Annotated in this window: 21 protein-coding genes; 5 read left to right on the top strand and 16 right to left on the bottom strand. The window is 37.9% G+C overall.

Annotated features, from left to right (window positions below):
• Positions 1-23: 23 nt before the first annotated feature.
• The 9 genes from cspD to CEF19_RS22365 all read right to left on the bottom strand — a co-directional run bounded on the left by cspD (position 24) and on the right by CEF19_RS22365 (position 9577).
• Positions 24-227, bottom strand: coding sequence for a cold-shock protein CspD (gene cspD / locus CEF19_RS22325; RefSeq protein ID WP_100408091.1), 204 nt, complete (start codon positions 225-227; stop codon positions 24-26).
• 668 nt (positions 228-895) lie between these two features.
• Positions 896-1870 (bottom strand): YbgA family protein, encoded by a 975-nt coding sequence (locus CEF19_RS22330; protein WP_100408092.1) that lies wholly within the window; start codon positions 1868-1870, stop codon positions 896-898.
• A gap of 79 nt (positions 1871-1949) precedes the next feature.
• Positions 1950-3098 (bottom strand): acyl-CoA dehydrogenase family protein, encoded by a 1149-nt coding sequence (locus CEF19_RS22335; protein WP_100408093.1) that lies wholly within the window; start codon positions 3096-3098, stop codon positions 1950-1952.
• A gap of 81 nt (positions 3099-3179) precedes the next feature.
• Complete coding sequence (locus tag CEF19_RS22340) at positions 3180-4376, bottom strand: Ger(x)C family spore germination protein (RefSeq protein WP_100408094.1); 1197 nt, start codon at positions 4374-4376, stop codon at positions 3180-3182.
• Positions 4373-5956: a spore germination protein gene (locus tag CEF19_RS22345; protein ID WP_100408095.1), complete on the bottom strand. Its 1584-nt coding sequence runs from the start codon at positions 5954-5956 to the stop codon at positions 4373-4375. The genes CEF19_RS22340 and CEF19_RS22345 overlap by 4 nt, the downstream gene beginning before the upstream one ends.
• A complete protein-coding gene (locus CEF19_RS22350) occupies positions 5953-7080 on the bottom strand; it encodes a GerAB/ArcD/ProY family transporter (RefSeq protein ID WP_100408096.1) in 1128 nt (375 codons plus the stop codon). The genes CEF19_RS22345 and CEF19_RS22350 overlap by 4 nt, the downstream gene beginning before the upstream one ends.
• Positions 7077-8219 carry a GerAB/ArcD/ProY family transporter gene (locus CEF19_RS22355; RefSeq protein WP_100408097.1) on the bottom strand — a complete coding sequence of 381 codons (1143 nt, stop codon included), beginning with the start codon at positions 8217-8219 and terminating at the stop codon, positions 7077-7079. Before CEF19_RS22355 ends, CEF19_RS22350 begins: the two co-directional genes overlap by 4 nt.
• Positions 8220-8231: 12 nt before the next feature.
• On the bottom strand, positions 8232-8465 hold the full coding sequence (locus tag CEF19_RS22360) for a hypothetical protein (RefSeq protein WP_100408098.1): 234 nt from the start codon (positions 8463-8465) through the stop codon (positions 8232-8234).
• Positions 8466-8767: 302 nt separating this feature from the next.
• Entirely contained in the window at positions 8768-9577 is an 810-nt protein-coding gene (locus tag CEF19_RS22365; RefSeq protein WP_157801058.1) for a S1 family peptidase, read from the bottom strand.
• A 120-nt stretch (positions 9578-9697) separates the two neighbouring features.
• Between CEF19_RS22365 and CEF19_RS22370 the strand changes: the two genes are divergently transcribed.
• The 3 genes from CEF19_RS22370 to CEF19_RS22380 all read left to right on the top strand — a co-directional run bounded on the left by CEF19_RS22370 (position 9698) and on the right by CEF19_RS22380 (position 11813).
• The gene (locus CEF19_RS22370) at positions 9698-10045 is read left to right on the top strand and encodes a YojF family protein (protein WP_100408100.1); all 348 of its coding nucleotides are present in this window, start codon (positions 9698-9700) and stop codon (positions 10043-10045) included.
• 17 nt (positions 10046-10062) lie between these two features.
• Positions 10063-10731, top strand: a complete 669-nt coding sequence (gene bshB2, locus CEF19_RS22375; RefSeq protein ID WP_100408101.1) for a bacillithiol biosynthesis deacetylase BshB2 — start codon at positions 10063-10065, stop codon at positions 10729-10731.
• Between the two features lie 161 nt (positions 10732-10892).
• Positions 10893-11813, top strand: a complete 921-nt coding sequence (locus tag CEF19_RS22380) for an ArsR/SmtB family transcription factor (protein ID WP_100408102.1) — start codon at positions 10893-10895, stop codon at positions 11811-11813.
• Positions 11814-11937: 124 nt separating this feature from the next.
• On the opposite strand, the gene CEF19_RS22385 is transcribed toward CEF19_RS22380, so the two are convergent.
• The 7 genes from CEF19_RS22385 to CEF19_RS22415 all read right to left on the bottom strand — a co-directional run bounded on the left by CEF19_RS22385 (position 11938) and on the right by CEF19_RS22415 (position 20335).
• Positions 11938-12897: a glycoside hydrolase family 43 protein gene (locus CEF19_RS22385; RefSeq protein WP_100408103.1), complete on the bottom strand. Its 960-nt coding sequence runs from the start codon at positions 12895-12897 to the stop codon at positions 11938-11940.
• Positions 12898-13067: 170 nt separating this feature from the next.
• Positions 13068-14192, bottom strand: coding sequence for a GntR family transcriptional regulator (locus tag CEF19_RS22390; protein ID WP_100408104.1), 1125 nt, complete (start codon positions 14190-14192; stop codon positions 13068-13070).
• A gap of 184 nt (positions 14193-14376) precedes the next feature.
• Positions 14377-15864 carry an L-arabinose isomerase gene (araA, locus tag CEF19_RS22395; RefSeq protein ID WP_100408105.1) on the bottom strand — a complete coding sequence of 496 codons (1488 nt, stop codon included), beginning with the start codon at positions 15862-15864 and terminating at the stop codon, positions 14377-14379.
• A 34-nt stretch (positions 15865-15898) separates the two neighbouring features.
• On the bottom strand, positions 15899-17560 hold the full coding sequence (locus tag CEF19_RS22400) for a ribulokinase (RefSeq protein ID WP_100408106.1): 1662 nt from the start codon (positions 17558-17560) through the stop codon (positions 15899-15901).
• 22 nt (positions 17561-17582) lie between these two features.
• Entirely contained in the window at positions 17583-18278 is a 696-nt protein-coding gene (gene araD, locus CEF19_RS22405; protein ID WP_100408107.1) for an L-ribulose-5-phosphate 4-epimerase, read from the bottom strand.
• A 214-nt stretch (positions 18279-18492) separates the two neighbouring features.
• A complete protein-coding gene (locus CEF19_RS22410; protein WP_100408423.1) occupies positions 18493-19530 on the bottom strand; it encodes an aldose epimerase family protein in 1038 nt (345 codons plus the stop codon).
• Positions 19531-19561: 31 nt separating this feature from the next.
• Positions 19562-20335 carry a DeoR/GlpR family DNA-binding transcription regulator gene (locus CEF19_RS22415; RefSeq protein ID WP_100408108.1) on the bottom strand — a complete coding sequence of 258 codons (774 nt, stop codon included), beginning with the start codon at positions 20333-20335 and terminating at the stop codon, positions 19562-19564.
• Between the two features lie 185 nt (positions 20336-20520).
• Here CEF19_RS22415 and CEF19_RS22420 point away from each other — a divergent pair, with 185 nt between their 5' ends.
• Positions 20521-21303, top strand: a complete 783-nt coding sequence (locus CEF19_RS22420; RefSeq protein WP_100408109.1) for an HAD-IIA family hydrolase — start codon at positions 20521-20523, stop codon at positions 21301-21303.
• Positions 21304-21318: 15 nt separating this feature from the next.
• Positions 21319-22533: a sn-glycerol-1-phosphate dehydrogenase gene (locus CEF19_RS22425; RefSeq protein ID WP_100408110.1), complete on the top strand. Its 1215-nt coding sequence runs from the start codon at positions 21319-21321 to the stop codon at positions 22531-22533.
• Positions 22534-22604: the final 71 nt, after the last annotated feature.

Consider the following 22604-nt stretch of genomic DNA (forward strand, 5'->3'; position numbering starts at 1 on the left):
TAGTTAGGAGGGTTAAACTTCTATTATAGCTTTACTACGTTAGAAGCTTGCGGTCCACGGTCTCCATCAACAATGTCAAATTCAACTGATTGACCTTCATCTAATGATTTAAAACCTTCACCTGTAATTGCGCTGAAGTGTACAAAGACGTCGTCTCCGCCCTCTACTTCAATAAAACCGAATCCTTTTTCAGCATTGAACCATTTAACTGTACCAGTTTGTGCCATGTTAAAAACTCCATTCTTCATATGATTTTCTCTAATATGCCAATCGTATTTACAATCCGAGGTAAATAAAAATTCACATATTATAAGGAAAGTCCCTCATAGAGTGACTATTCCTTATAATATGTGAATAATAAACTCTTATTTGCGGTACTATTAAGAAATCTGTATAAAGGGTATAGACCCGTTTTCATCTTTTTAAACAATAAAAGCCCTACCTCTCTTTCATCGTTACGGCTCCTATGACCGTGCCACGTGATTAGAAAGTCGCTTTACTACAAGAAATTTAAATCAATATTATAATTATATCCTATTTCTTACTTTATTGCAAGAAACATTACTTTGAACGCTTGACACCAACATGCAAAAAGAGGTCTGTCTGAGTGATTTCTTTACCCTTTTAGACAGACCTCTTATAAAGTTATTAATTGCTACTGTAATATTCGTTTATCATATCTAAGATTGTAGGTTCTTCTTGAACTTCCTGAGTTTTTCTCTCTGTATTTCTAACTGTTGCACTCACGATGTATCCCTCCTACTTTTAATCTTTCTTTCTTAGGTTCATTATAGGATAGCTGTACTATAATAGTCAATGGTTTTTTATCTGTATTAACACACAAAAAAACAGGACTCCCAATAGTGAAGATTCCTGTTTTTTAATAACATGTATATTACGATAAGTTTCGACCTTTGCCAGAGTCACTAATTGCAATTAAAGCTTCTGGATAAGGTTCAAAATATGTTTGGCTCAACAAATATTGATTCTCAAAACGGTAACACCAAGATCGAAGAATTGTTAAAACACTACTTAATGGTATTTTTTGTTGCTGGTATTTTTCAAGCACAAAATTAAAGTGTTTTTTTTCTCCTACTGTCACTTGCTTTGAAAAATAACCAAATACATGCAGACATACGTTAATATGAGAACCTGCACTTGGAGGCCTTGAAAACAAATCACACATAGCGAGTTCATAATCACGATAAACTTCATTTACCGACCTCTTTGCATGATTGGCAGCAGATTTTCCCATTTGCCTCATTTTATCTTGATGAATAGCCATAAATAAATATTTATTTTTAGCATGAAATTGCATCAAGCCAGATATTGTTTTCTGGTTTGTTTTTAGCTCGCGGAATTCTGCCATTGTAAAAATATGCGTAAAAAAGTGCTCACGGATGACAAAATTTTTTAAACGTCCCTCGTCTTCAAGAATTGTATCAGGCACCAATTCTTTTATATGTTTTGTGAAAAGTCCGCTTCCTGTTCGCACAACAGGTGCCTTCTCTATTCCACTATATACTTTTGCATCTGTAATGCCACAGCTTGGGGAACGACCTTTTAAAAGAAATCCATCAACTTCTTCAAGTGCAGTCAGAAAATCACGAGAAAATTCAGTCATTTCCATCGTTAGGTCTTGTCCACTTTTGGGCTGTACTAGCCTTGTCTCATCACCTTTAACGACCAGGCGAATCACTTCTCTAGGTGTCCCTAGACCAATTTCAATTTCAGGACAAACAGGGATAAACTCAACAAAAGGTTGAAGCCCAACAATCATTTCATCCTTAATTTTGTCGCCGTTATACCGACATGCGCTGAATTCTAAACATTGGCTAACAACAACCTTAGGTTTCGCAAAAACGCGCATGGGACCTCCCCCTTATCTCATTTTTTTGTCTCAAGTAGTTGAGTGATAACAGTTGGTAAGCTTTCATAATCCTATGGTGTTACGACTTACTTAATACATGTTGTGCGAGTAGCATGATTGTCATATCATCCATAGGAGGATTATGCAGCCCTGCACGTACATCACGATAATATCTTTGGAGGGGATGCTCTAATGATAGGCTCTTAGCTCCAACAATTCTCATCGCCAGATCAACAACTTCAATCGCTTGATTTGTCACACAGTTTTTCACTGCAGCAAGCTCTGGCTTCATTTGGTTTCGTTCATTCTCGCTTGCTCCATCCCATTTTTTAGCAACTCCATATAGAAAATAACTACTTTGGTGAAGTAAAAGTTCAATTTCTCCAATCTTCTGTCTCACATTTGGAAGTTCAGAAATTGTTCCTTCAATACTATTTGGTGAATAGCTTTTGGCATAATTCACCGCATAAGTTTTTGCTGCACGTGCGATTCCAAGATAGCACGCAGGGATATGTAACAACCAACCCGCAGCCGGCTTATCCCCTGGGGTGATATACTCAACTAAATCGTCCTCTGCCACTGTGACGTTTTCTAAAATCAAGTCATGACTACCGGTTGCGCGCATCGACATCATGTTCCAGGTGTTATTAATTGATAAACCTTGTGCATTCTTTGAAATCAAGAAGTTCGCTACCATTTCAGACCCTTCAATTGCTGCACTAACAATAAAAAAGTCTAGAACTGGAGCCATTGTCGTAAACGTCTTTCTTCCATTAATAATCCAAGAATTTTTGTTTTTTTTCGCGCTCGTTACTGGCTTCCCTCCACGGGTCGGACTCCCCGTCTCTGGTTCTGTTACCGCAGCATTAATTAGTGACCCTTCGACCACTCTTTTGCAAAGATCTGCAAATTTATGTTCCTCCCAACTCGGATTTTCAAAAAGATTCTTAATGATGCCAATATGCCAACCAATTGATAAAGATGTTGCACCGTCTGCTTCTGCAATTGTCTCTTGAAGTTGAACAAGCTCAAATAAAGAAATCTCAAGTCCTCCGTATATTTTAGGTACCGTTAGAGCCTGATATTGAATCTTACGCAAATCATCAATATTTTCTTTTGGAAAAGATCCTTCTTTGTCATGTTCCCATGCTCGGTCAAAAAAGGGTTTTGTACATTGTTTAACTATATTAATTCGACTTTCAAAGCTTTCTTCGCTTAACAGTGTCATTTCGTCTCTCCCCCAACTTCTTCCATTAATTCATTCTTCTATTGTAGCAAATAAATACTAATAAGGTTAAGAACCTAGTTTTTATTTACCCAGTTCTTGTATAAAACTCTCATTTCTTATCCCATCACGGCGAATAAATACCTTTGCTTCTACATCAATTTTTGCCCGTTTAAATTCGTCATTCCATTTCGATTTTACAGACTTAAATTTTTTGTATTGTTGACGTTCCATTTCTTCCCCAAAACCAAATATATCAACGCCATACTGTTCCTGAACTTTACCGATGGTAGTAGTTATCATTCGAGGTATCTCCTCTGCCAAAATCTTTTCATATTTTTCAAAGGTCTTAATTTTACTCGTTTCATCCTTTGCACATTGAGTAGATTGAAGCTCACCTTCTAAAACGAGTTTGATTAAAATGACTGGTTGTTCCCCTTGATAACTAGCTTTTATTTCCGTGTGAGAATTAAAAATACGTACAGAAAAAAATTGGTCTGGGTTACAATCAGCTATAACTGTTGTTTTCTGTATATCTTGTGTCCAAACATAATTTCTAGCTTCTTCTATAGATAACATACCAATAAGTTTATCTTCATCGAAGATAGCTAATCCATCTACAACCACATTCGCTTCAAGTGAGGCTTTCTGATTGTTTTGAACGGTTTCTCCTTTACTAGGGTCCCCTTCTATTGACACAACAGCAGCAACAGGCTGTCTTCCATCTGAAGCAATATTGGAAGTGAATTCGATAAATCGAACCTCTGGATATCCTCCCCATTCTTCTGCAAGTGATTTTAATTGGACGTCAAGCTTCATTGAAGGAACGAGTTGGACAGGATATAGCGTCTTAATGATTTCTTTTGCTTTGACATCTTTTGCGATTAATAAATGAAAATCGTTACGAAATTCAGCACTTCGTTCAATATATTGAAGAAAGGGGCCCACACCTTCCCTCGCTAACGCTTCATCTATCACAATCGTTCGTGTATGGGAAAAATCCAACTGACGAGTAAGACCGATGTTCATTTTATCGTCTATTTCTGAAATTGTATCCCCTTCCAATGAAAAAGAAACTGTAGGGGTGTTCCCTTGGGCCGTTTTAGGATTTAACTGACTTGCATTAATTACTTCTAACGTTATTTCATAATTAGCTGTTTTCCCTTTTTCAATGGCCATTCCTGCGACAAAGGTAATGTCATTTAATTCACGACGGTCCCAGCAGCCTCCTAAACCTAGTATTAAGAATAAACTAAGTAAGATAATAATGACCCACCTCAAGACTTCTCACCTTCTTTGCTTTTATTCGCTTCTTTCTCATTTGTCGCTTTTTTTGTTAGAAAACTTGGCTTCTTATTTAAGCTTTTAATGGGAAATCGAAAAATGGTATCCTTTTGGCCACTTAGAATAAATGGTCCGACAGGTGCCAAATAAGGGACTCCAAATGAGCGAAGGCTTGCTAAATGAGATAGTATAACAATAATACCTAGTAGGGTCCCATATAGACCTAAGAAACCAGTAAGTAAAATTAAGCCAAACCGAAGCAATCTAGCTGAGTTAGCGAAAGAGTAAATAGGTGAGACAAAACCTGCCATTGCCGTGAGTGCTACGACAATCACGAGGAAGTTGGAAACAATCCCTGCTTCAACGGCTGCTTGACCGATAACAAGTGTCCCAACAATTGATACGGCTTGACCAACAGCTCGAGGCATCCGTACACCGGCTTCCCTTAGAATCTCAAAGGTAATCTCCATCATTAAAATCTCAACAACCGCTGGAAAAGGAACACCTTCTCGTTGTGCTTGGAGATTAAATACTAAATTTGTTGGTATAAGTTGTTGGTGATACGTTGTTAAGCCAATATATAGCGAAGGTAAAATTAAGGCAATCATGAATGCCAAGTAGCGAATGGAACGAGTAAAAGAGCTCATTAAGAAGCCTTGGTAATAATCTTCACTTACTTGGAAGAATTCGGTTAAAACCACAGGCAAAATAATCACAAATGGGCTTCCATCAACAACAACCGCTATTTTCCCATCTATTATTTTTGTGGAGGTAGTATCCGGACGATCTGTATGATAAATCGTTGGAAATGGTGTATAAACCTCGTCTGTAATTAATTCCTCTATATTTCCCGAATCAAAGATAGCATTAATGTCAATTTTAGAGATACGCTTTTTCACTTCTTTTACGATTAACGGGTCTGCCACATCTTCTAAATAGGTTAAACACACAGAAGTTTGGGTCTTTGTTCCAACTGTCATCTCTTCACAAACTAAATATCGATTCTTCACTTTACGACGGATTAAACTAATATTGGTTGTTAAGGTTTCAGTGAAACTATCTTGAGGCCCACGGATAATTGTTTGGGTTTGCGATTGTTCAATTGCTCTTTTTTCTTTTGTTCTGACATTGATAGCAAGCCCCTTGCTCACCCCATCAATCAAAATGACACAATAACCAGACAAAACATACCAAACCACTTCATGTTCAAACTCAACAAAAGTAAAATCACTACTTGGAAAATAGGTTTTTTGAAACGTTTCAACTTCCTTATTAGTTTCAATAGTGGGTTTATGTTGATAGGCTTCTGCCAATGTTTCCATTACATGTTCGGAGACGGCATCTCCACTTACCATACTTTTCAAATAGATAATAGAAGCATCGTTTCGACCAACAACTGTTCGTTCATGATAGTAGTCAAAGTTTTTATTGAAAATATTGTTGATTGTTGATTCATTATTTCCCAAAAAGCGAGAAAGGTTTTGCTTCTGTTCATTCGGTTGAAGAATATCACCGGGCTGTTCCTGTACTCCTTTTTTTGAACGCTTTGACGCAATGATTTTCTTGTATAGTTTCATCCGTGCGTCACCTCTCCTTCCTTTTTCTTTTTTTTCTTATTACTAAAAAGGAGGAAAGTTAGGAGAATTGCTGGAATTCCTACTTGGAAAGGAAGATGTAAGAGATAAGGAACCTTCTCTAATCCTTCTTCAAAATGAGAAACGATATTTTCGGCAATCAAGGAGGCATATAGTGGGATTATCAGTGTGAGAGGTAAGAGAACAACACGGTATGGTATGTTGAACACAAACTCAATACCTTTCAATCCTGCATAAAAAAATACGCAAACCTTAACTAAAATCCCAATCATTAAAATAAAGACAACAAGAATATCGATTCGTTCAAAAAACTCCATAATTACAATTTCACGTGCTGCGATAAGTAATGGAAACAAAGAACGATTTTTTACATTCTCTCCTAACGTTGTAAGCTGTACTAAATCAGCATATACAATTAGCAATCCACTTATTATGACTGCTGCAATCCCCCTCATTCCAGTCTTGTTTATTCGGGAAACCGATGTCATAAAAACCATAAAAACAACGGTTTCGCCGTAGGGAAAAGTAAGCATTGTCGGAAATACAGCTTTTAATATTGGTTGAAAACCTTCCGCAAGAACCGGTTGAAGATGGTGTATTTGCATGCGACCTGTTAAATAGATTAAAACCCCGATCACTAATAAAAAAAATATTACCAAAGGCGCTAGAAATTCTGTTATCCGTCCAAGCACTTCAAGACCAAGGTATAAAATATAAAAAGCAACAAGTATCATTGTAATTGATATCACTTCAAGTGGTGTAACAGGCATAAGAGTCACTTTCATTAACTCTCCCAAATCTCGAATATTTCTTGTTACAATATAAAAAAAATACAAAACATATCCAAAGGATACCGTCATTCCAATCTTCTTACCAAAGGTCGAAACTAATAACTCATACAAATGTTTTCCGCCACCACGTGTAACAAGGTAACTGTAGCCATAAATTAATACAATCCCTAAACACATCGCTATCATTTGTGCAATCCATAAATTTTGCTTGGCTTCTTCGCCTGAACCAACTACTACTGTTGTTCCGATAAGAAAGATTATTAATAATATCATATATTGTTGAACGGAAAGAATTTCTCTTTGCCCGACCTTCATAAAGAACTCTCCCCTTTATTAGTTGGCGGTTGCTTTCCTTTTCTTTTCTTGATTTTTTTTATAATGAGTATGAGAAGAACGAGAAAAGGAACGCCGAGTTGTAAGGGGATATGGAGAAGAAATGGTGTTAACTCCAACCCCTCGATATTATGTTCATTAATGTTTTGTGCAACAATAATAGATAAGAGAGGTAGAAGCAGGGTAATAGGAACGCAGAGATTTTGATACGAGATATTGAAAAGCTTCTCAAGTCCTTTTAATGCTGCATAGAAATAAAGGCTTACTTTTATAAAAACCCCTGTTACGAGGATGAATACAACTAATATATCTGCACGTTCAAAAAATTCCAATAATGCAATTTCTCTCGTTGCTATTAAAAATGGGTAAAGAGACCGAGTTTTCATTCCTTCTCCTAGAGAAGCGATTTCAAGACCCTCAATATAAACTAAAAAGAATATTGCAGTAATCAAACTAAGTCCACTGACCTTTTTTGCAGCTTTTGTACTGGAGCTAGCTGAAAAGATTACAGTGAAAACGATTAATTCTCCATATGGAAAAACTAGCATTCTTGGGAAAAAGGCTTCATTAATTGGGCCGAGGCCTTCTGCAAGTATTGGTGAAAAATTTTTAAATTCAATTGCATCGCTAGCAAACAGAAAGATACCTATTAAAAAGAGAAAGACTAATATATATGGGGCCAGAATCTCTGTAAGACGAGCAAGGACTTCAAGTCCTAAACACAGCGTGTACCCACAAACAACCATAAATGCAATGGCCATAACTTCAATTGGAGTTTCCTTAAGTATTGTTATCTTCAATAATTCAATTCCATCCCTAAGAATTCTTGAAGCTTGGTATAGAAAATAAATTGAATACACAAATACCAGAAGATTTCCAATGATACGGCCTGTCGCTAATTGGAAAAGCTCGTATATGTTTTTCCCTTTAGATTGATTAAGCAAAGACCAATATAATAGCAAAATTCCAGATCCGGCAACAATGCCCAGCAATTCCGCTATCCAAATATCCTGTTTTGCTTCACCACCCCTTTCAAGAAATGCCGCCGTACCAATTAAAAAAATGACCATAAGAATATATAGCTGGGATAATGAAATTACTTCTTTTCGCGATTCGTTCATATGTATCCCTCATTAAGTTACTTCCTGTTGTTTTGACTTTTTTTTAGATAATTTAATGTCGGTAATCACACTAGTTGCGAACCCAGCAATCGCTGTGAAAAGAACGATTATACGACGGGTGCCCGCTTCAATAGATATTAACTGTAGGACACTTTGAATAAATGACTGTTGATAAACAAAAGCATCCAAAACACTCATTAACAATGCTAATCCAATAAAAACTAGACTAAAAACGACGGTAACCAAAAACCAGCCTCCTCAATACAGAGTGATAATAGTAAATTAACCAAAATCTTGATATCTTATGTAGGAAAACCAAATCTAAAGAACGATTTATTCTATAGCCTTGCCAATAGGTACTGAAAACAAAAAACTAGCTAATCATAACGCAATGAGTGAAGCTGTTTCTTCATTTAAAAAAGCCCTGCTATGAGTCGGTTTCTCATAACAGGGCGCGCAATGTGCGGAGCCATATCTATATAATCAAGGTATTTAAAAGGTTGGTGTTCGAGGCCACTGAAAGGTACGATTTTCAGTGGCCTCGCTAATCATTCGTTAGCTTGTTTTAATGTGTTTAATTTATCCTGTATTATCTTAATCGGAATCGCTAATCCTTCGCTCTCATCGTCAGTAAAAAGCGACGGGATCGTTTTGGCATATACCACAGCGACAACTTCTCCATTATTAGACAAGACCGGACTCCCACTGTGTCCCGGAAAAATGGGTGCCGAGATTTTCACGACATCAAAAGAGTCCTTTTTTTCAAGAATTGTTCCCTCGTTAACAATTTGTGTTTGGAGTAGTGGGTTCCCTATAACATAAATACGTTCATCTAAAATTGCTCCATTTTCACTTAACCTTAAAAAAGGTAATTCCGAACCATCAATTTGAACGATGGCAATGTCACTTTCCTCATCACTCAAAATAACTTCACCAACAAATCTTTCATTTGATGGGAATATCACCATTATTGGACCATTCCCGTCAACTACATGGTCGTTCGTTACAATTAAGCCTGTACTTGTTACAGAAAAACCTGTCCCCTTTGATCTTTCAGTCTGGATGGTCACGACTGCTTGTTTATATTCTTGAATTTCTTCTTCCTGTGATAACTCACTTGAAGTTCGCATGAGGTTTAAGGAATCTAAGTTAAATAAATTAAACCAAATGCTAAAAACATTCCCAACTAAAAAGACAGACACAGCAAGAGCGATAATTCGGATGAAACGAAGACGTCTTTGTTTTTTCTTATCTAATTCTTCTTTAAGTTCGTCGTCCACACCTTCGTATAAGAATTCGTCCGCTCTAGGCTCTTCATGTTCATCTAAATTGGGTTCTTTATCCTTATATTCAGTCATCTCTGTTCCTCCTACAATTGTCCAACTCTCTCTCTTTAACTTATCATTAACGCGGATCATTATCGTTCTTTATGTTTTTATTTTATAATAGTATTATTCAAATAGACAGGGGGAAAGCAGATGGAAAACATTCAAATCACAAAGGCACAAACTCTAATTGACCAGTTTGCAAATCAAGAAATCTACATCCACCTAGAAACTACCAACGGATCCTATGCCTCTCATCATGATCAATCTTTCTTTTCCGCTAGTGCATACATACGGAACGCAAAAGTTAGTTACGAGCACGGAAAAATTGTTGGTGAAGGCCCATATCGAGTCGGTTTAAAGCTTGAAATTGGTTGGATTTATGCAGAAGGGCTAACCCATTACGAATTAGATTCCTTTGGAAGGCTACTCCTAGCTGGACATGGATTTGACGGCAAACTAGCTGTTGCCTTGCAAATAAGCCACACCCCATTTGAATGAAAGGAAGGAGATAAGCTATGAAAGAACGTCATGTACTTGTTATATTCCCCCATCCTGATGATGAAGCCTTTGGTGTTTCAGGCACACTCGCTAAGTATAGTAGCGAAGGAACTCCTATTACATACGCCTGTTTAACATTAGGAGAAATGGGACGCAACTTAGGAAATCCGCCCTTTGCTACAAGAGAATCACTTCCTGTCATTCGTAGAAAAGAGTTATTACAAGCTGCAGAGGCAATCGGAATTTCAGATTTAAGAATGCTAGGCTTCCGAGATAAGACGATTGAATTTGAAGACGATAGAAAACTTACAACCCTTTTTTACGACCTCCTTGTTGAGTTATCACCATCGCTTGTTATTACATTTTACCCTGGGTACTCTGTACATCCTGACCATGATGCCACTGGGCGCGCGGTCGTTCGCGCTGTAAAAAAAATAGAAAAGCATAAGCGTCCAACCCTACATTGTGTTGCTTTCTCCAACAATCATGAAGCAGAAATCGGCACTCCTGATGTAATAGTGGATGTTTCTGCTTATTCTAACCAAAAAATCGCAGCAATGAAAGCTCACTTATCACAAACCGCTTGGATGCTTCAAGATATGGAACCGAAATGGATAGCCGGAGACGAAGAGGCCTTAAATTGGTTATATACTGAACGTTTCTGGACCTATTCGTATGATGATTAAGAGCAAAGGGTGTCCTTAAGGTCCAAACGACTGCAATACCCTTTTATATTGACAAACCTCCAACCTTAGTTGCACCGATAGACAGGTAAAATCGCTTGTTTAATCGATAGTGAAAAGGTATCATAGATTATAAGCATTTTATAAATACGATGGAGGCCTATATGCAGTTAGATATCTCCACAGAGTCTCTCCCTGTTTACGAGGCTCTCGCTAGTAAAGTTCGTTTATCTGTCATTCATTTTTTGTCAGAACGTTCGATGAATATTAAAGCGCTCGCTGATGCGGTTAACTTAAGTAGCGCAATTATGACCATGCACATAAAAAAATTAGAAAAAGCCAATATTATCCGTACAGAAATGGTTCCTGGCAAAGCAGGCGTGCAAAAACTTTGTATTTTAAATGTAGAAAAAATCGAAATTTTATTCCCGACTCTACTCTCACAAAAACGGGAATATCATGAAACTGAACTTTCTGTCGGTCATTATACCGATTTCGATGTCGTTCCAACATGTGGGCTTGCTACAACTGAAACGTATATTGGTGAATTTGATGAGGCGAGATTTTTTTTAGATCCTGCACGCGTGGATGCAAAAATTCTCTGGTTTAAACAAGGCTTTGTGGAATACAAAACACCAAACTTCCTCCTCTCAACGCAATTACCTAAAGAACTTGAAGTATCAATGGAATTGTCATCTGAAGCCCCATTCACAAATGAAAATTGGCCTTCAGATATTAGCTTTATTTTAAATAATATTTCTTTAGGTAAATGGACGAGTCCCGGAGATTTTGGTGATAGTCGCGGAAAATACACACCACAATGGTGGCCAAAAGTTATAAATCAATATGGTCTTCTTAAGGTTCTCAGGATTACCAAAAAAGGTACATTCATCGATGGAACGAAGATTTCTAACGTAACTATTGCGGACGTCTCTATTCGGGATAAACAATGGACATTTCGAATTGCTGTTGATGAGAATGCTGAACACGTTGGCGGCGTGACGTTATTTGGAAAAGGGTTTGGTAACTACAATCAAGATATCCTTTTCCGACTTTTTTATGAAAAGGAAACAACAAATCACTAAATGCAAACAAAAAAAACAGCCAAAAGCTTCTAATAAGCTTTTGGCTGTTTTTATACATTTTCAGTCCCGTTTAATCAAACAACAGGAGGATAATTAACCTGCGCATTGAGCTTTTGAACAGATTCTAATAAGATATTTCTTTTTTCGGTTTACCAAACACAGGAAACCCATTGTCGTCCCATTTAAATATCTGTGCATGCATATGACGATTTGGATCATCTAGTGGATTCCCTTTAATCTCCTTATAGTCTCGCGCATGGTAAACAATCACATCTTCTTTCCCATCCTCCGTCACTGTAAAGCTATTATGTCCCGGCCCATACAATCCTTCTTGCTCATCCGTCTGAAAGACTGGAACTGAGGACTTAGACCATGATTCCGGTTCTAAAAGATTGCTAGATTCATCTGCAGATAATAAACCCATACAATAGTGATAATCAGTTGCACTGGCAGAATAAGCTATAAATACTTTTCCATGTCTAATTATAACAGCAGGCCCTTCATTTACAAGATAACCAACTCTCTCCCATTCATATTCAGGGGTAGAGATCATTACTTGTTCTCCCGTGATCGTCCACGGATTGGACATTTCAGCAATATATAAATTGGAGTTACCTTTAATCTTCGGGTCTTTTTGTGGCCAAACCAAATATCTTTTCCCATGATGTTCAAATGTTGTTGCATCCAATGAAAAAGATTCCCACTTTGTTTTTAATTGACCTTTTTCTATCCAACTCCCCTCCAAAGGATTGGAAGCATCATTTTCAAGAACATACATCCGGTGGTCATATAAATCTTCTCTCGATCCCGCTACTCGACCTGCTGCAAAGTAAATATACCATTTCCCCTCTACATGATGAAGTTCTGGCGCCCATATATTTGCACTCATTTCTCCACTCTCATGTTTCTTCCAGGCAACGACCTTCTCAGCATCCTTCAATCCCGAAATGGTTTTCGAACGTCTTAATTCAATTAAATCAAATTCAGGTACTGACCCTGTAAAATAATAAAAACCATCCGTATGCTTATATACCCACGGATCTGCCCTCTGCTCAACAATCGGATACTTTAAATCAACTGCCATAAATGTCATCTCCTTTAACCTTATTATTTAATATTATTAATCTATTAATATAAATATTAACACTTTGAAATTGATTTTCCAAGTGAATTTATTTCTTTCTCCTAGTATCTTAAAAATCTTGACTCGTTCATAATAAAAGAACTCTTTCTCAACAAAAAGAGTTCTTTGTGCTAATCTATTTTCTCAGTTGAAATTCGTCCTCTTACTGAGTTTCTAATAACTAATCGTGGTTCATACATAAAGGACTCGATTTGCTGGCTTGTTTGAACTGGTGAATGCCTTTGTTGAATTAATTGGTCAATCATCCATGCTGCCTTTTGCCCCATCTTATGCTGAGGGTGCTGAATCGTCGTTAATTTCACCTCAGACGCTTGCGCTAAAAACGAGTCATCATACCCAATAAGCGACATTTCTTCTGGGACTTGAACACCATGTTCTCTTAATACATCTAATAAAGTAAGCGCAAGTTGATCATTATAACTAATTAACGCTGTTGGTCGCTCGGATGGATTACTAAGAAGTTTGGTTAATTCTTTTCTAGGCTTTTCTTTCTTTTCTTCAGTCGTGTAGGTAATGATGTTTTTCGGATTTAAAGGGATTCCATATTGGCGATGAGCTTTAACGTATCCTTTCAGCCTTTTTCCTCCTTGGAGGTCGTCTGTTTTAAAAAAACCGATAATATCCTTATGACCTAGGTTAATTAAGTACTCGGCTTGAATGAATCCTCCCTTTTCGTCATCCAAAACTAAACTAATCGGGTCAAGTTCATCATAGACAGCATTAATCATAATATAAGGAATATTTAATCGTTCAAAATTAAAAAAATAATTTATATTTGGTGAGGCATATGCACTTTTTGTCGGTTCAATAATCATGCCATCAAATTGCTGAGCTAAAATTGTTTCAAGGAAATACTTCTCTTTTTCTACATCATTATTTGTACTAAACACACTGACTTGGTACCCATTTTCACTGAAATATGACTCGGCACCGCGTATAATAGTTGGAAAAATATAATCAGATATATAGGTTGTAATGATAGCAATTCTCTTAGATGCAGATGGATGATGGGTCTCCTCCAATTTACGTTCTGCACAAAAGGTTCCAGATCCTTGCGAACGATAGAGCCATCCTTCATGGACAAGTTCACCAATCGCTTTTCTCGTGGTATGACGACTCACACCGAACTGTTTCATTAATTCATTTTCAGAATGTATCTTTTGATTAGGTCGGAAGGTCCCATCAAGGATTTTCGACTTAATCGCTTGCTTAACCATATTGTATTTTGTCTGCATTGTGTCACACCTCTTCGTTGCACATCAACTTTGTCTAATCATTTTAAACTTATCCGTACAACTATCATACCATATAAAGAGACGTCTTTTATCATGAAGATTCCATCTTTGCATCCCTTCAAAAACTAAAAAACGAAGCTTTGTATGCGAACATACAAAGCTCCGCTTCTCTAAACATGAATGCTTAGAATTTACGAGCAATTTCATTCCATTTTAGTTCATTACGGAACGGAATCATCTTCAAATCCTTATCAATAATTACACATTCAATATCTGTCATTACAGACCAATCGTATAACTGGTCAACCGAGACCTCAAATGAGAAGACCGTATGGTGAGCTCCTCCAGCGTATATCCATGCCTCTGCAGATTCGCTTAATGAAGGTTCTGGCTTCCATAATACTTGTGCTACTGGAAGATTTGGCATTGGTTGTTGCGGTTCAACAGCATTTACAGTATTTACAACCAAACGCATACGCCCACCCATATCAACGAGTGATGCATTTAAAGCTGCACCTGCTGCTCCATCAAATACCATACGAGCTGGGTCGTCTTTCCCGCCAATTCCTAGTGGATGAACCTTAATCTTTGGCTTGTTCGCAGCCACAGTTGGACATACTTCAAGCATATGAGATCCGAGTACAAGCTCATTACTTGGATCTAAATGATAGGTGTAATCCTCCATGAATGAAGTTCCTTTATTATTAGCCATAATTTTCATAACGCGAAGCAATGCCGCTGTTTTCCAATCACCTTCACCTGCAAAACCGTATCCATCTTCCATTAATCGTTGGACAGCTAGTCCGGGAAGCTGCTTCATCCCATGAAGAACTTCAAAGGACGTGGTAAATGCTTGGAATCCACCTTCTTCTAGGAACGATCTCAATCCAATTTCAATTCGAGCTTGCTCTAAAATAGAATCTTGATAAGCTCCTGGCTTTAGCCCTTCAGGATCAATTTCATACAATTCTTGATATTTATCAAATAATTCTTTTACTTCGCTATCTGAAACTGCATTTACATATTCAACAAGATCCCCAACTCCAAAACCTGAAATCGACCAACCGAATTTAATTTGCGCCTCAACCTTGTCACCTTCTGTAACAGCTACTTCACGCATATTATCTCCGAAACGAGCGATTTTAAGATTCTTGCTCTCAGTTACACCAACAGCCGTTTGCATCCAATCAGCCATACGAGCATGTACATTTTTATCTTGCCAATGACCAACAACGACTTTACGGCCAATATTCATACGCGTTCCAATAAATCCATACTCTCTATCACCATGAGCAGATTGATTCAAGTTCATAAAATCCATATCAATTTTATCCCAAGGAATATCACGGTTATATTGCGTGTGCAGGTGAAGAAGCGGCTTATTTAAGATAGATAAACCAGCAATCCACATTTTTGCAGGTGAGAACGTGTGCATCCATGTAATAATCCCCGCACAATTATCATCCGTATTTGCATCGACACATAAGCGACGAATCGAATCTGAATTCTTCAGAACTGGTTTGAAGACAATTTTAAATGGGAAGTTACCTTCTTTGTTCAATCCGTCTGTAATATGACTTGAATGTTCTGCTACTTGCTGAAGGGCTTCATCCCCGTAAAGATCCTGACTTCCTGTAATAAACCAAAACTCATATGGCTTTACTTTTAACATGTTTATTCCTCCTCTTATAATCTAGATAATTTTATTAACCTTGACGAATCGCTTTTAATCTTTTCATTACATCATTTTCACCACGACCAAAATAATCATGCAATGTTGAATATTCTTGGTATAGTTTTTCATAAATAGCGACGTTCTCTGGAATTGGCTCAAACGCTTCATCTTTCACTCGTGCCATCTTCTTTGCTGCTTCGACAATGCTATCGTAGCCACCCTTATCTGCACCTGCTGCAACAGCTCCAAACATCGCTGCTCCAAGTGCTGGTGTTTGCTTAGAATCCGCTACCTTGATTGGACGATTTGTTACATCTGCATAAATTTGCATTAACAAACGGTTCTTTTGTGGTAAGCCTCCACACGCATAAAGCTCTTCAACTGGTACACCATTTTGATGGAAGGCATCAACGATTTTACGTGTACCAAATGCGGTTGCTTCAAGTAAAGCGCGATAAATTTCCTCAGGCTTTGTTAATAAGGTCATGCCAACTATCAATCCGCTTAGTTCTGTATCCACTAAAACAGAGCGATTTCCATTCCACCAGTCTAAAGCAAGTAAGCCTGATTGCCCTGGCTTATACTTCGAAGCTTCTTGTTCCAACCAAACATGAATATTGACGCCAGCTTTTTCTGCTTCTTCTTTTACATACGCAGGTACGGCATTTTCAACATACCATGCAAAAATATCACCAACTGCAGATTGACCAGCCTCATAACCTAGATACCCAGGAATAATTCCGTCTTCAACAACCCCGCACATACCTTCTACTTGGTTTTCTTCGGTACCTAAAAGCATGTGACAAATTGATGTACCCATAGCCATTACTAGCTTACCAGGCTCAGTCACTCCTACTCCAGGCACTGCAGCATGAGCATCAACATTTCCAACCGCAACCGCAATTCCAGCTTTCAAGCCCATAAGTGAGGCCATCTCCTCTGAGAGTTCCCCCGCTTTTGTCCCTAAAGGAAGAATCTCCCCACGAAGCTTAGTTTCCGTTAAGTTTTCAAGTCGTGGATCAAGAGCTTTAAAGAAATCTTTTGAAGGATAACCATCTTTTTTATGCCAATTTGCCTTATAGCCAGCAGTACAACTGTTTTTTGTAATATTTCCTGTCATTTTGAAAACGACCCAATCTGTTGCTTCAAGGAATTGGTCAGTCAAATCATAGATTTCGCTATCTTCATTAAGTATTTGCCATATTTTTGCCAACATCCACTCAGAAGAGATTTTCCCACCATATCGAGGCAAGAACGTTTCTCCACGTTTTTCAGCAATCTCATTTATTAAATTGGCTTCTTCTTGACCTGCATGATGCTTCCATAACTTTAACCAGCTATGAGGTCTTTCTGCAAGTTCAGGTTTAAAGCATAGTGGTTCACCTTTATCGTCAACTGGGAGCATTGTGCACGCAGTGAAGTCAATACCAAGGCCAATCACATCCTCTGGGTTAATTCCTGATTCTTTTATTACAGCAGGGACTGAAGTTGTTAGTACCTCTATGTAGTCACGTGGATGCTGAAGTGCCCACTCATGCTCAAGCTTGATACCCGATTCAGGTAAACGTTCATCAATGACACCATGTCGATATTCTGTTACGTGGTCAGCAACCTCTGTTCCATCGTGTAAATCAACAAGTACAGCACGACCAGAACCCGTTCCATAATCGACCCCAATAGTATACTTTTTCATGAAATATCACTCCTACTCAAACTTATTTTTGACCGTAATAGGCATTTGCGCCATGTTTTCTTAAAAAATGCTTGTCGAGAAGCGTTTGATCCATCGCCTTAGCATTTGGATTTAGAGCAAATGTATTAGTTGCCATTTTAGCAACCTCTTCTAGAACCACCGCATTATGAACAGCTGTATGCGGATCTTTCCCCCAAGCAAAAGGTGCATGCGCATTAACAAGTACACCTGGAACCATATTTGGGTCAATGTTCTCGCTTTTAAACGTTTCAACAATTACATTTCCTGTTTCTAACTCATAAGCCCCTTTTATCTCGTGCTCAGTCATCCGTCTCGTACATGGAATCTCACCATAAAAGTAGTCAGCGTGCGTAGTACCAAGAGCAGGAATAGGCCGGCCTGCTTGAGCCCAACTAGTTGCACCTGGTGAATGTGTATGCACGATTCCACCGATTTCTGGAAACTCTTTATAAAGGACGATATGAGTCGCCGTATCTGACGAAGGTTTTAATGAACCTTCAACGACATTTCCATCTAAGTCCACAACAACCATATGTTCTATTTTCATATCTTCGTATTCCACACCGCTTGGTTTAATAACCACTAAACCTTTTTCACGGTCAATCCCACTAACATTTCCCCATGTAAACGTCACCATCTTGTATGTAGGAAGTGCTAAGTTTGCGTCTAAAACCGCTTGTTTTAATTCTTCAAGCATGAATGCCAACTCCTCTCTAATATCACTGTAAGTTCATTATATACTTGTACGGACAAATTTTCACTACTTTTTTTTACTTTTTTTAAAATAACTCATTAAGCTGCAGATACTCTATAAATCCCAATGTATTTCAGCTATTAAATAACTTACCGTACAAGACCGTACAACTTAAAAAGACCACCGCCGAAGGTGATCTTTTTAGATAACTATAGAATTAGCTTATTGTCGTAAAGCGATACGTGGTGTTTGATTTATAAACATCATTTTTTTCTAAGATTGCTGAAGCGAACTTAGGGTGATGAATGGAATCTGGGGGACCTTGTGTTTCTAAACAAAGCCCTATGTGTTTGCGCGACTGACGATTCCGAATCGAGAAGGAATCATCCATTTGATTTCCTGTGTAAAGAACTACACTTGGCTCACTCGTTTCAATGATTAGCTTTCTTCCACTACTTGCATCTTCAAGAACAATTTCCTCGTCTTTGTTTTCATCAAGCATAAACGGATGATCATATCCAGATCCAGCTAACAGATTTTGTTTAAAATCTGACTTTGTTCCATCAATAATTTTTCGACCGGCACGAAAATCAAAACTTGTCCCCTCCACATCAACCAAAGAACCTGACGGCAGAAGATCGTCTCCTAATTCAATAAACTGGCTACTTTTTAAGGTTAATTGATGATTCAATATATCCTCTTTTAAATCGCCACTTAGATTAAAATAAGTATGGTTCGTTAAGTTAACAATCGTCTTTTTCGAGGTTTGGGCTTCATATGTAATATCTAGTGTATTATTTGTTAAAGTATAAGTAACTTTCACTTTCAATTCACCAGGATATCCCTCTTCCATATCAGCACTGGTGTACGTAAACTCAATCTTATTTTCTTCATTAAATATGGTCGCATCCCATATTACCTTATCAAACCCTTTAGGACCACCATGTAAGTTGTTTTCACCGTCGTTCTTTGCTAATTGATACGTTACGCCATCTAACTCGAATGTCGCGTCTTTTATTCTCCCCGCATTTCTACCAATAACTGCTCCAAAATAGGGAGAATCCTTTTGATATTCTTCTAATGTATCGAACCCTAATACAACGTTCTCTTTTTTTCCCTTTTCATCAGGTGCTAATAAACCTGTAATAATGCAACCATAATCAATACAAGTCATTTCAAGGTCTTTGTTTTTAATTGTGTAGGCTTGAACAACGTTCCCGTCAATTTCTCCAAATTTTGTTTTCGTAATCGCCATCTCTTTTCCAGCTCCATTTCCACTATTTATCTTATTCAACATTAGCTGTAATAATTTCCATCGGATAGTTTTCATTTAAATCCTTTAAAAATTCAGGATCACTCTTTGTGCTCGTAATAAAGACATCAATTTGTGAAGGCTTAATAGAGGAAGCAATTGACTTTCTTCCAATTTTAGTAGAGTCCATCATCACGACAATTCGGTCTGCATTTACACCCATTGCCTTTTTTAACTCCGCTTCATAAATACTAAATTCGGTCATGCCAAGCTCCTTAGTGATCCCATGAGCAGATGTAAAAAATAAATCGGCATGAATTTGCGAAAGGAGAGACTGACCAAGTAACCCCTCTACCTCACTACTTCCTGAACGAACGACCCCTCCAACAATGATTACCGTAATTTGTGGGTTTTGTGATAAAAGCTGTGCTGTAGCTAATCCGTTCGTGATGACCGTTAAATGGCGGTAATCTAATAATAATTTCGCGAATTCTAACCCAGTTGAACTAGCATCAATAATGACACAATTTTTCCCCTCTAATAACTTAAGAGCTTCTTTGCCTATCGCTTTTTTTTCATTTATATTGATCTCGCTACGTGAAATGAAAGAAAACTCTTTCTCATATGTTTTTGGTAAAATGGCTCCACCGTGCGTCCGAGTCAAGAAACCCTCTTCTTCGAGAACTTTTAAATCATTACGGAGTGTTCCAACAGAAATATTCATTTCTTGAGCTGTTTCTTTTACCGTAATTTGCTTTTGTTCACGCAACTTTTGCATAATTTTATTTCGTCGACTAGGCGCTAACACATGCAAACAACTCCTTATTAATAATAACCTCCATAAATATACCACAATTTATCAATTGTTAAAAGAAATAAAGATACAAAACACAACAAAAATCAAAAAAACACAATAATGCACAATTAATGTTTGACGATTCGCTATCTTGCGTTGATAATAGAAAGAAAGAGTAACAAAAAAGGAGCGCTGACATGCTTGAAAACGTTGAAGGTTTTCTAATTGACATTGACGGAACCGTATTAACAGGGAGTCAATTGATTCCTGGTGCAGACGTAGCAATTTCACAACTAAGAGCGCAAAATAAAAAGGTAGTTCTCTTCAGCAATCGCGGGAACATCTCAGGAAAAATGTGTGTTGAAAAGTTAAGACATGCTGGTGTTGAAATCGATGAACATGAACTTATGCTTGCTTCTACTGTTGCTGCCAAATTTATTAAACGCCATTACCCTAAAGCTCTAATTTGGGTATTAAGCGACCCAGGTTTGCATGAAGAATTACTTCACCATGAAGTCGAGCTTGCCACGTCTCCAGAACAAGCTGATTTTCTCTTAATCTCTTTATTTGAAACATTAACGTATGATGATTTAAATTTAGCTTTTCGAGCGGTTCGAAATGGTGCAAGAATCATTGCTACAAATGCCGACAAAACCTTTCCGAATGAAGAAGGCTGTGCAATTGATGTGGCTGGAATGATCGGAGCAATTGAAGGAGCTACTGGAAAACTACCGGAAATTGTAATCGGAAAGCCCTCTTGTTTTATGGTTGAAGCAGCCCTCGATCTAATTAAGGTGCCCGCTGAAAAATGCATGATTGTCGGCGACAGTCCTGATTCAGATATCGTACTCGGGAACATGCATGATATTAAAACCACCCTAGTCCTAACAGGCAACACCAAAATAGAACATGTTAATACATTAATCGGTCGTAGAAAACCTTTATATGTCATTAATACACTTAGTGAGTTAACTAAATAGTAGGAGGTAATTTAAATGATAGCAAACCTTTCCACTTTACCGGAACGCGTAAATCAATGTACATGTGGCCATAAGCATTTTGATATTGCCATTGAAAAAATTGAGATAAGCAACGAAGCATTTGAAAAAGCAGCTGCCTATCTGCTCGAAAAGTCTTTCACAGATGTAACAATTGTGACAGATGAAGTGATTCAATCTGTTTTAGGTGATTCTTTTCATACTGTTTTGAAAAACAATGGAATCAATGTTCATACATGTGTTGTCGAAAAAAACAATCAGGGTGATGTTGTAGCAAATGAAGAGGCCCTTGTCCAAGGCCTTCTTGAAACACCAAACCACACAGACGTTCTTCTTGCTGTTGGTTCAGGGACCCTTCATGATATTACACGCTTTGTAAGTTACAAAATGGGGAAACCGTTCATCTCTATTCCAACAGCTCCCTCTGTGGATGGCTTTAATTCAATGGGAGCCCCTGTCGTTGTGAAAGGAATGAAAAAAACATTCCAAATGCAGGCGCCAATTGCCCTTTTTGCTCAGGTTGATGTACTCGCTAAGTCACCGAAGAAAATGATCGCTGCTGGTTTTGGGGATATTCTCGGAAAATACACGTCGCTTACTGATTGGACGTTTGGCCACTTAGTAGCTGATGAACCTTATTGCCCCCTTGCTGCAGAGATTACGAACGATGCATTGCAATACTGTGTGGATCATATCGAACAAATTGCGGCAGCAAACGAAGAGGGTGTCAAAATCCTCCTTGAAGGCTTAGTAGCTTCAGGACTAGCGATGCTGTTAATTGGTCATTCAGCGCCTGCTTCAGGAGCTGAGCATCATATTTCGCATATTTGGGAGATGGAGTTTTTACGTAATGATCAGCCGCAAATTTTACATGGGGCTAAAGTTGGAGTCACAGCGCAAATCATTGCTCAGCTTTATAAAGAAGATTTCGTAGCGTTTCTCTCGGATGAACAAGCACTTCAAGAACTTCAACAAGCGAATGACCATCCTGCTATTTGGAAAGTCATCACCCATAAGCAAGAAATTATAGCAGCAATCGATAAAATCCCTTCTCCTGCACAATTAAAACAAATGATTGATGACATTGGAGGAGATTCAACTCCCGAGGCGCTTGGAGTTGAGCAAACACTCGTACAAACTAGTCTAGGTGAGGCTCATCTGATTCGTGACCGTTTTACAATGCTATATTTTTCAAACCACTTCATAAGCTAACTAATAAAAAACAGGTTCTTTATAGAAGGGCACTGAAAAAGGTACGGTTTTTACCTTTTCCAGTGTCCTTT

It is taken from the genome of Bacillus solitudinis (assembly GCF_002797395.1).
Lineage (GTDB): Bacteria > Bacillota > Bacilli > Bacillales > Bacillaceae_D > Halalkalibacter_A > Halalkalibacter_A solitudinis.

Coding starts and splice junctions, on each gene's coding strand:
- araD (WP_100408107.1), bottom strand. CDS start 18,278: ATGCTTGAAGAATTAAAACAAGCGGTTTTAGACGCAAACTTAGCACTT.
- CEF19_RS22410 (WP_100408423.1), bottom strand. CDS start 19,530: ATGGCGATTACGAAAACAAAATTTGGAGAAATTGACGGGAACGTTGTT.
- araA (WP_100408105.1), bottom strand. CDS start 15,864: ATGTTAAAAGTAAAGCCATATGAGTTTTGGTTTATTACAGGAAGTCAG.
- CEF19_RS22330 (WP_100408092.1), bottom strand. CDS start 1,870: ATGCGCGTTTTTGCGAAACCTAAGGTTGTTGTTAGCCAATGTTTAGAA.
- bshB2 (WP_100408101.1), top strand. CDS start 10,063: ATGAAAGAACGTCATGTACTTGTTATATTCCCCCATCCTGATGATGAA.
- CEF19_RS22420 (WP_100408109.1), top strand. CDS start 20,521: ATGCTTGAAAACGTTGAAGGTTTTCTAATTGACATTGACGGAACCGTA.
- CEF19_RS22425 (WP_100408110.1), top strand. CDS start 21,319: ATGATAGCAAACCTTTCCACTTTACCGGAACGCGTAAATCAATGTACA.
- CEF19_RS22385 (WP_100408103.1), bottom strand. CDS start 12,897: ATGGCAGTTGATTTAAAGTATCCGATTGTTGAGCAGAGGGCAGATCCG.
- cspD (WP_100408091.1), bottom strand. CDS start 227: ATGGCACAAACTGGTACAGTTAAATGGTTCAATGCTGAAAAAGGATTC.
- CEF19_RS22335 (WP_100408093.1), bottom strand. CDS start 3,098: ATGACACTGTTAAGCGAAGAAAGCTTTGAAAGTCGAATTAATATAGTT.
- CEF19_RS22355 (WP_100408097.1), bottom strand. CDS start 8,219: ATGAACGAATCGCGAAAAGAAGTAATTTCATTATCCCAGCTATATATT.
- CEF19_RS22350 (WP_100408096.1), bottom strand. CDS start 7,080: ATGAAGGTCGGGCAAAGAGAAATTCTTTCCGTTCAACAATATATGATA.
- CEF19_RS22400 (WP_100408106.1), bottom strand. CDS start 17,560: ATGAAAAAGTATACTATTGGGGTCGATTATGGAACGGGTTCTGGTCGT.
- CEF19_RS22365 (WP_157801058.1), bottom strand. CDS start 9,577: ATGACTGAATATAAGGATAAAGAACCCAATTTAGATGAACATGAAGAG.
- CEF19_RS22390 (WP_100408104.1), bottom strand. CDS start 14,192: ATGCAGACAAAATACAATATGGTTAAGCAAGCGATTAAGTCGAAAATC.
- CEF19_RS22370 (WP_100408100.1), top strand. CDS start 9,698: ATGGAAAACATTCAAATCACAAAGGCACAAACTCTAATTGACCAGTTT.
- CEF19_RS22380 (WP_100408102.1), top strand. CDS start 10,893: ATGCAGTTAGATATCTCCACAGAGTCTCTCCCTGTTTACGAGGCTCTC.
- CEF19_RS22345 (WP_100408095.1), bottom strand. CDS start 5,956: ATGAAACTATACAAGAAAATCATTGCGTCAAAGCGTTCAAAAAAAGGA.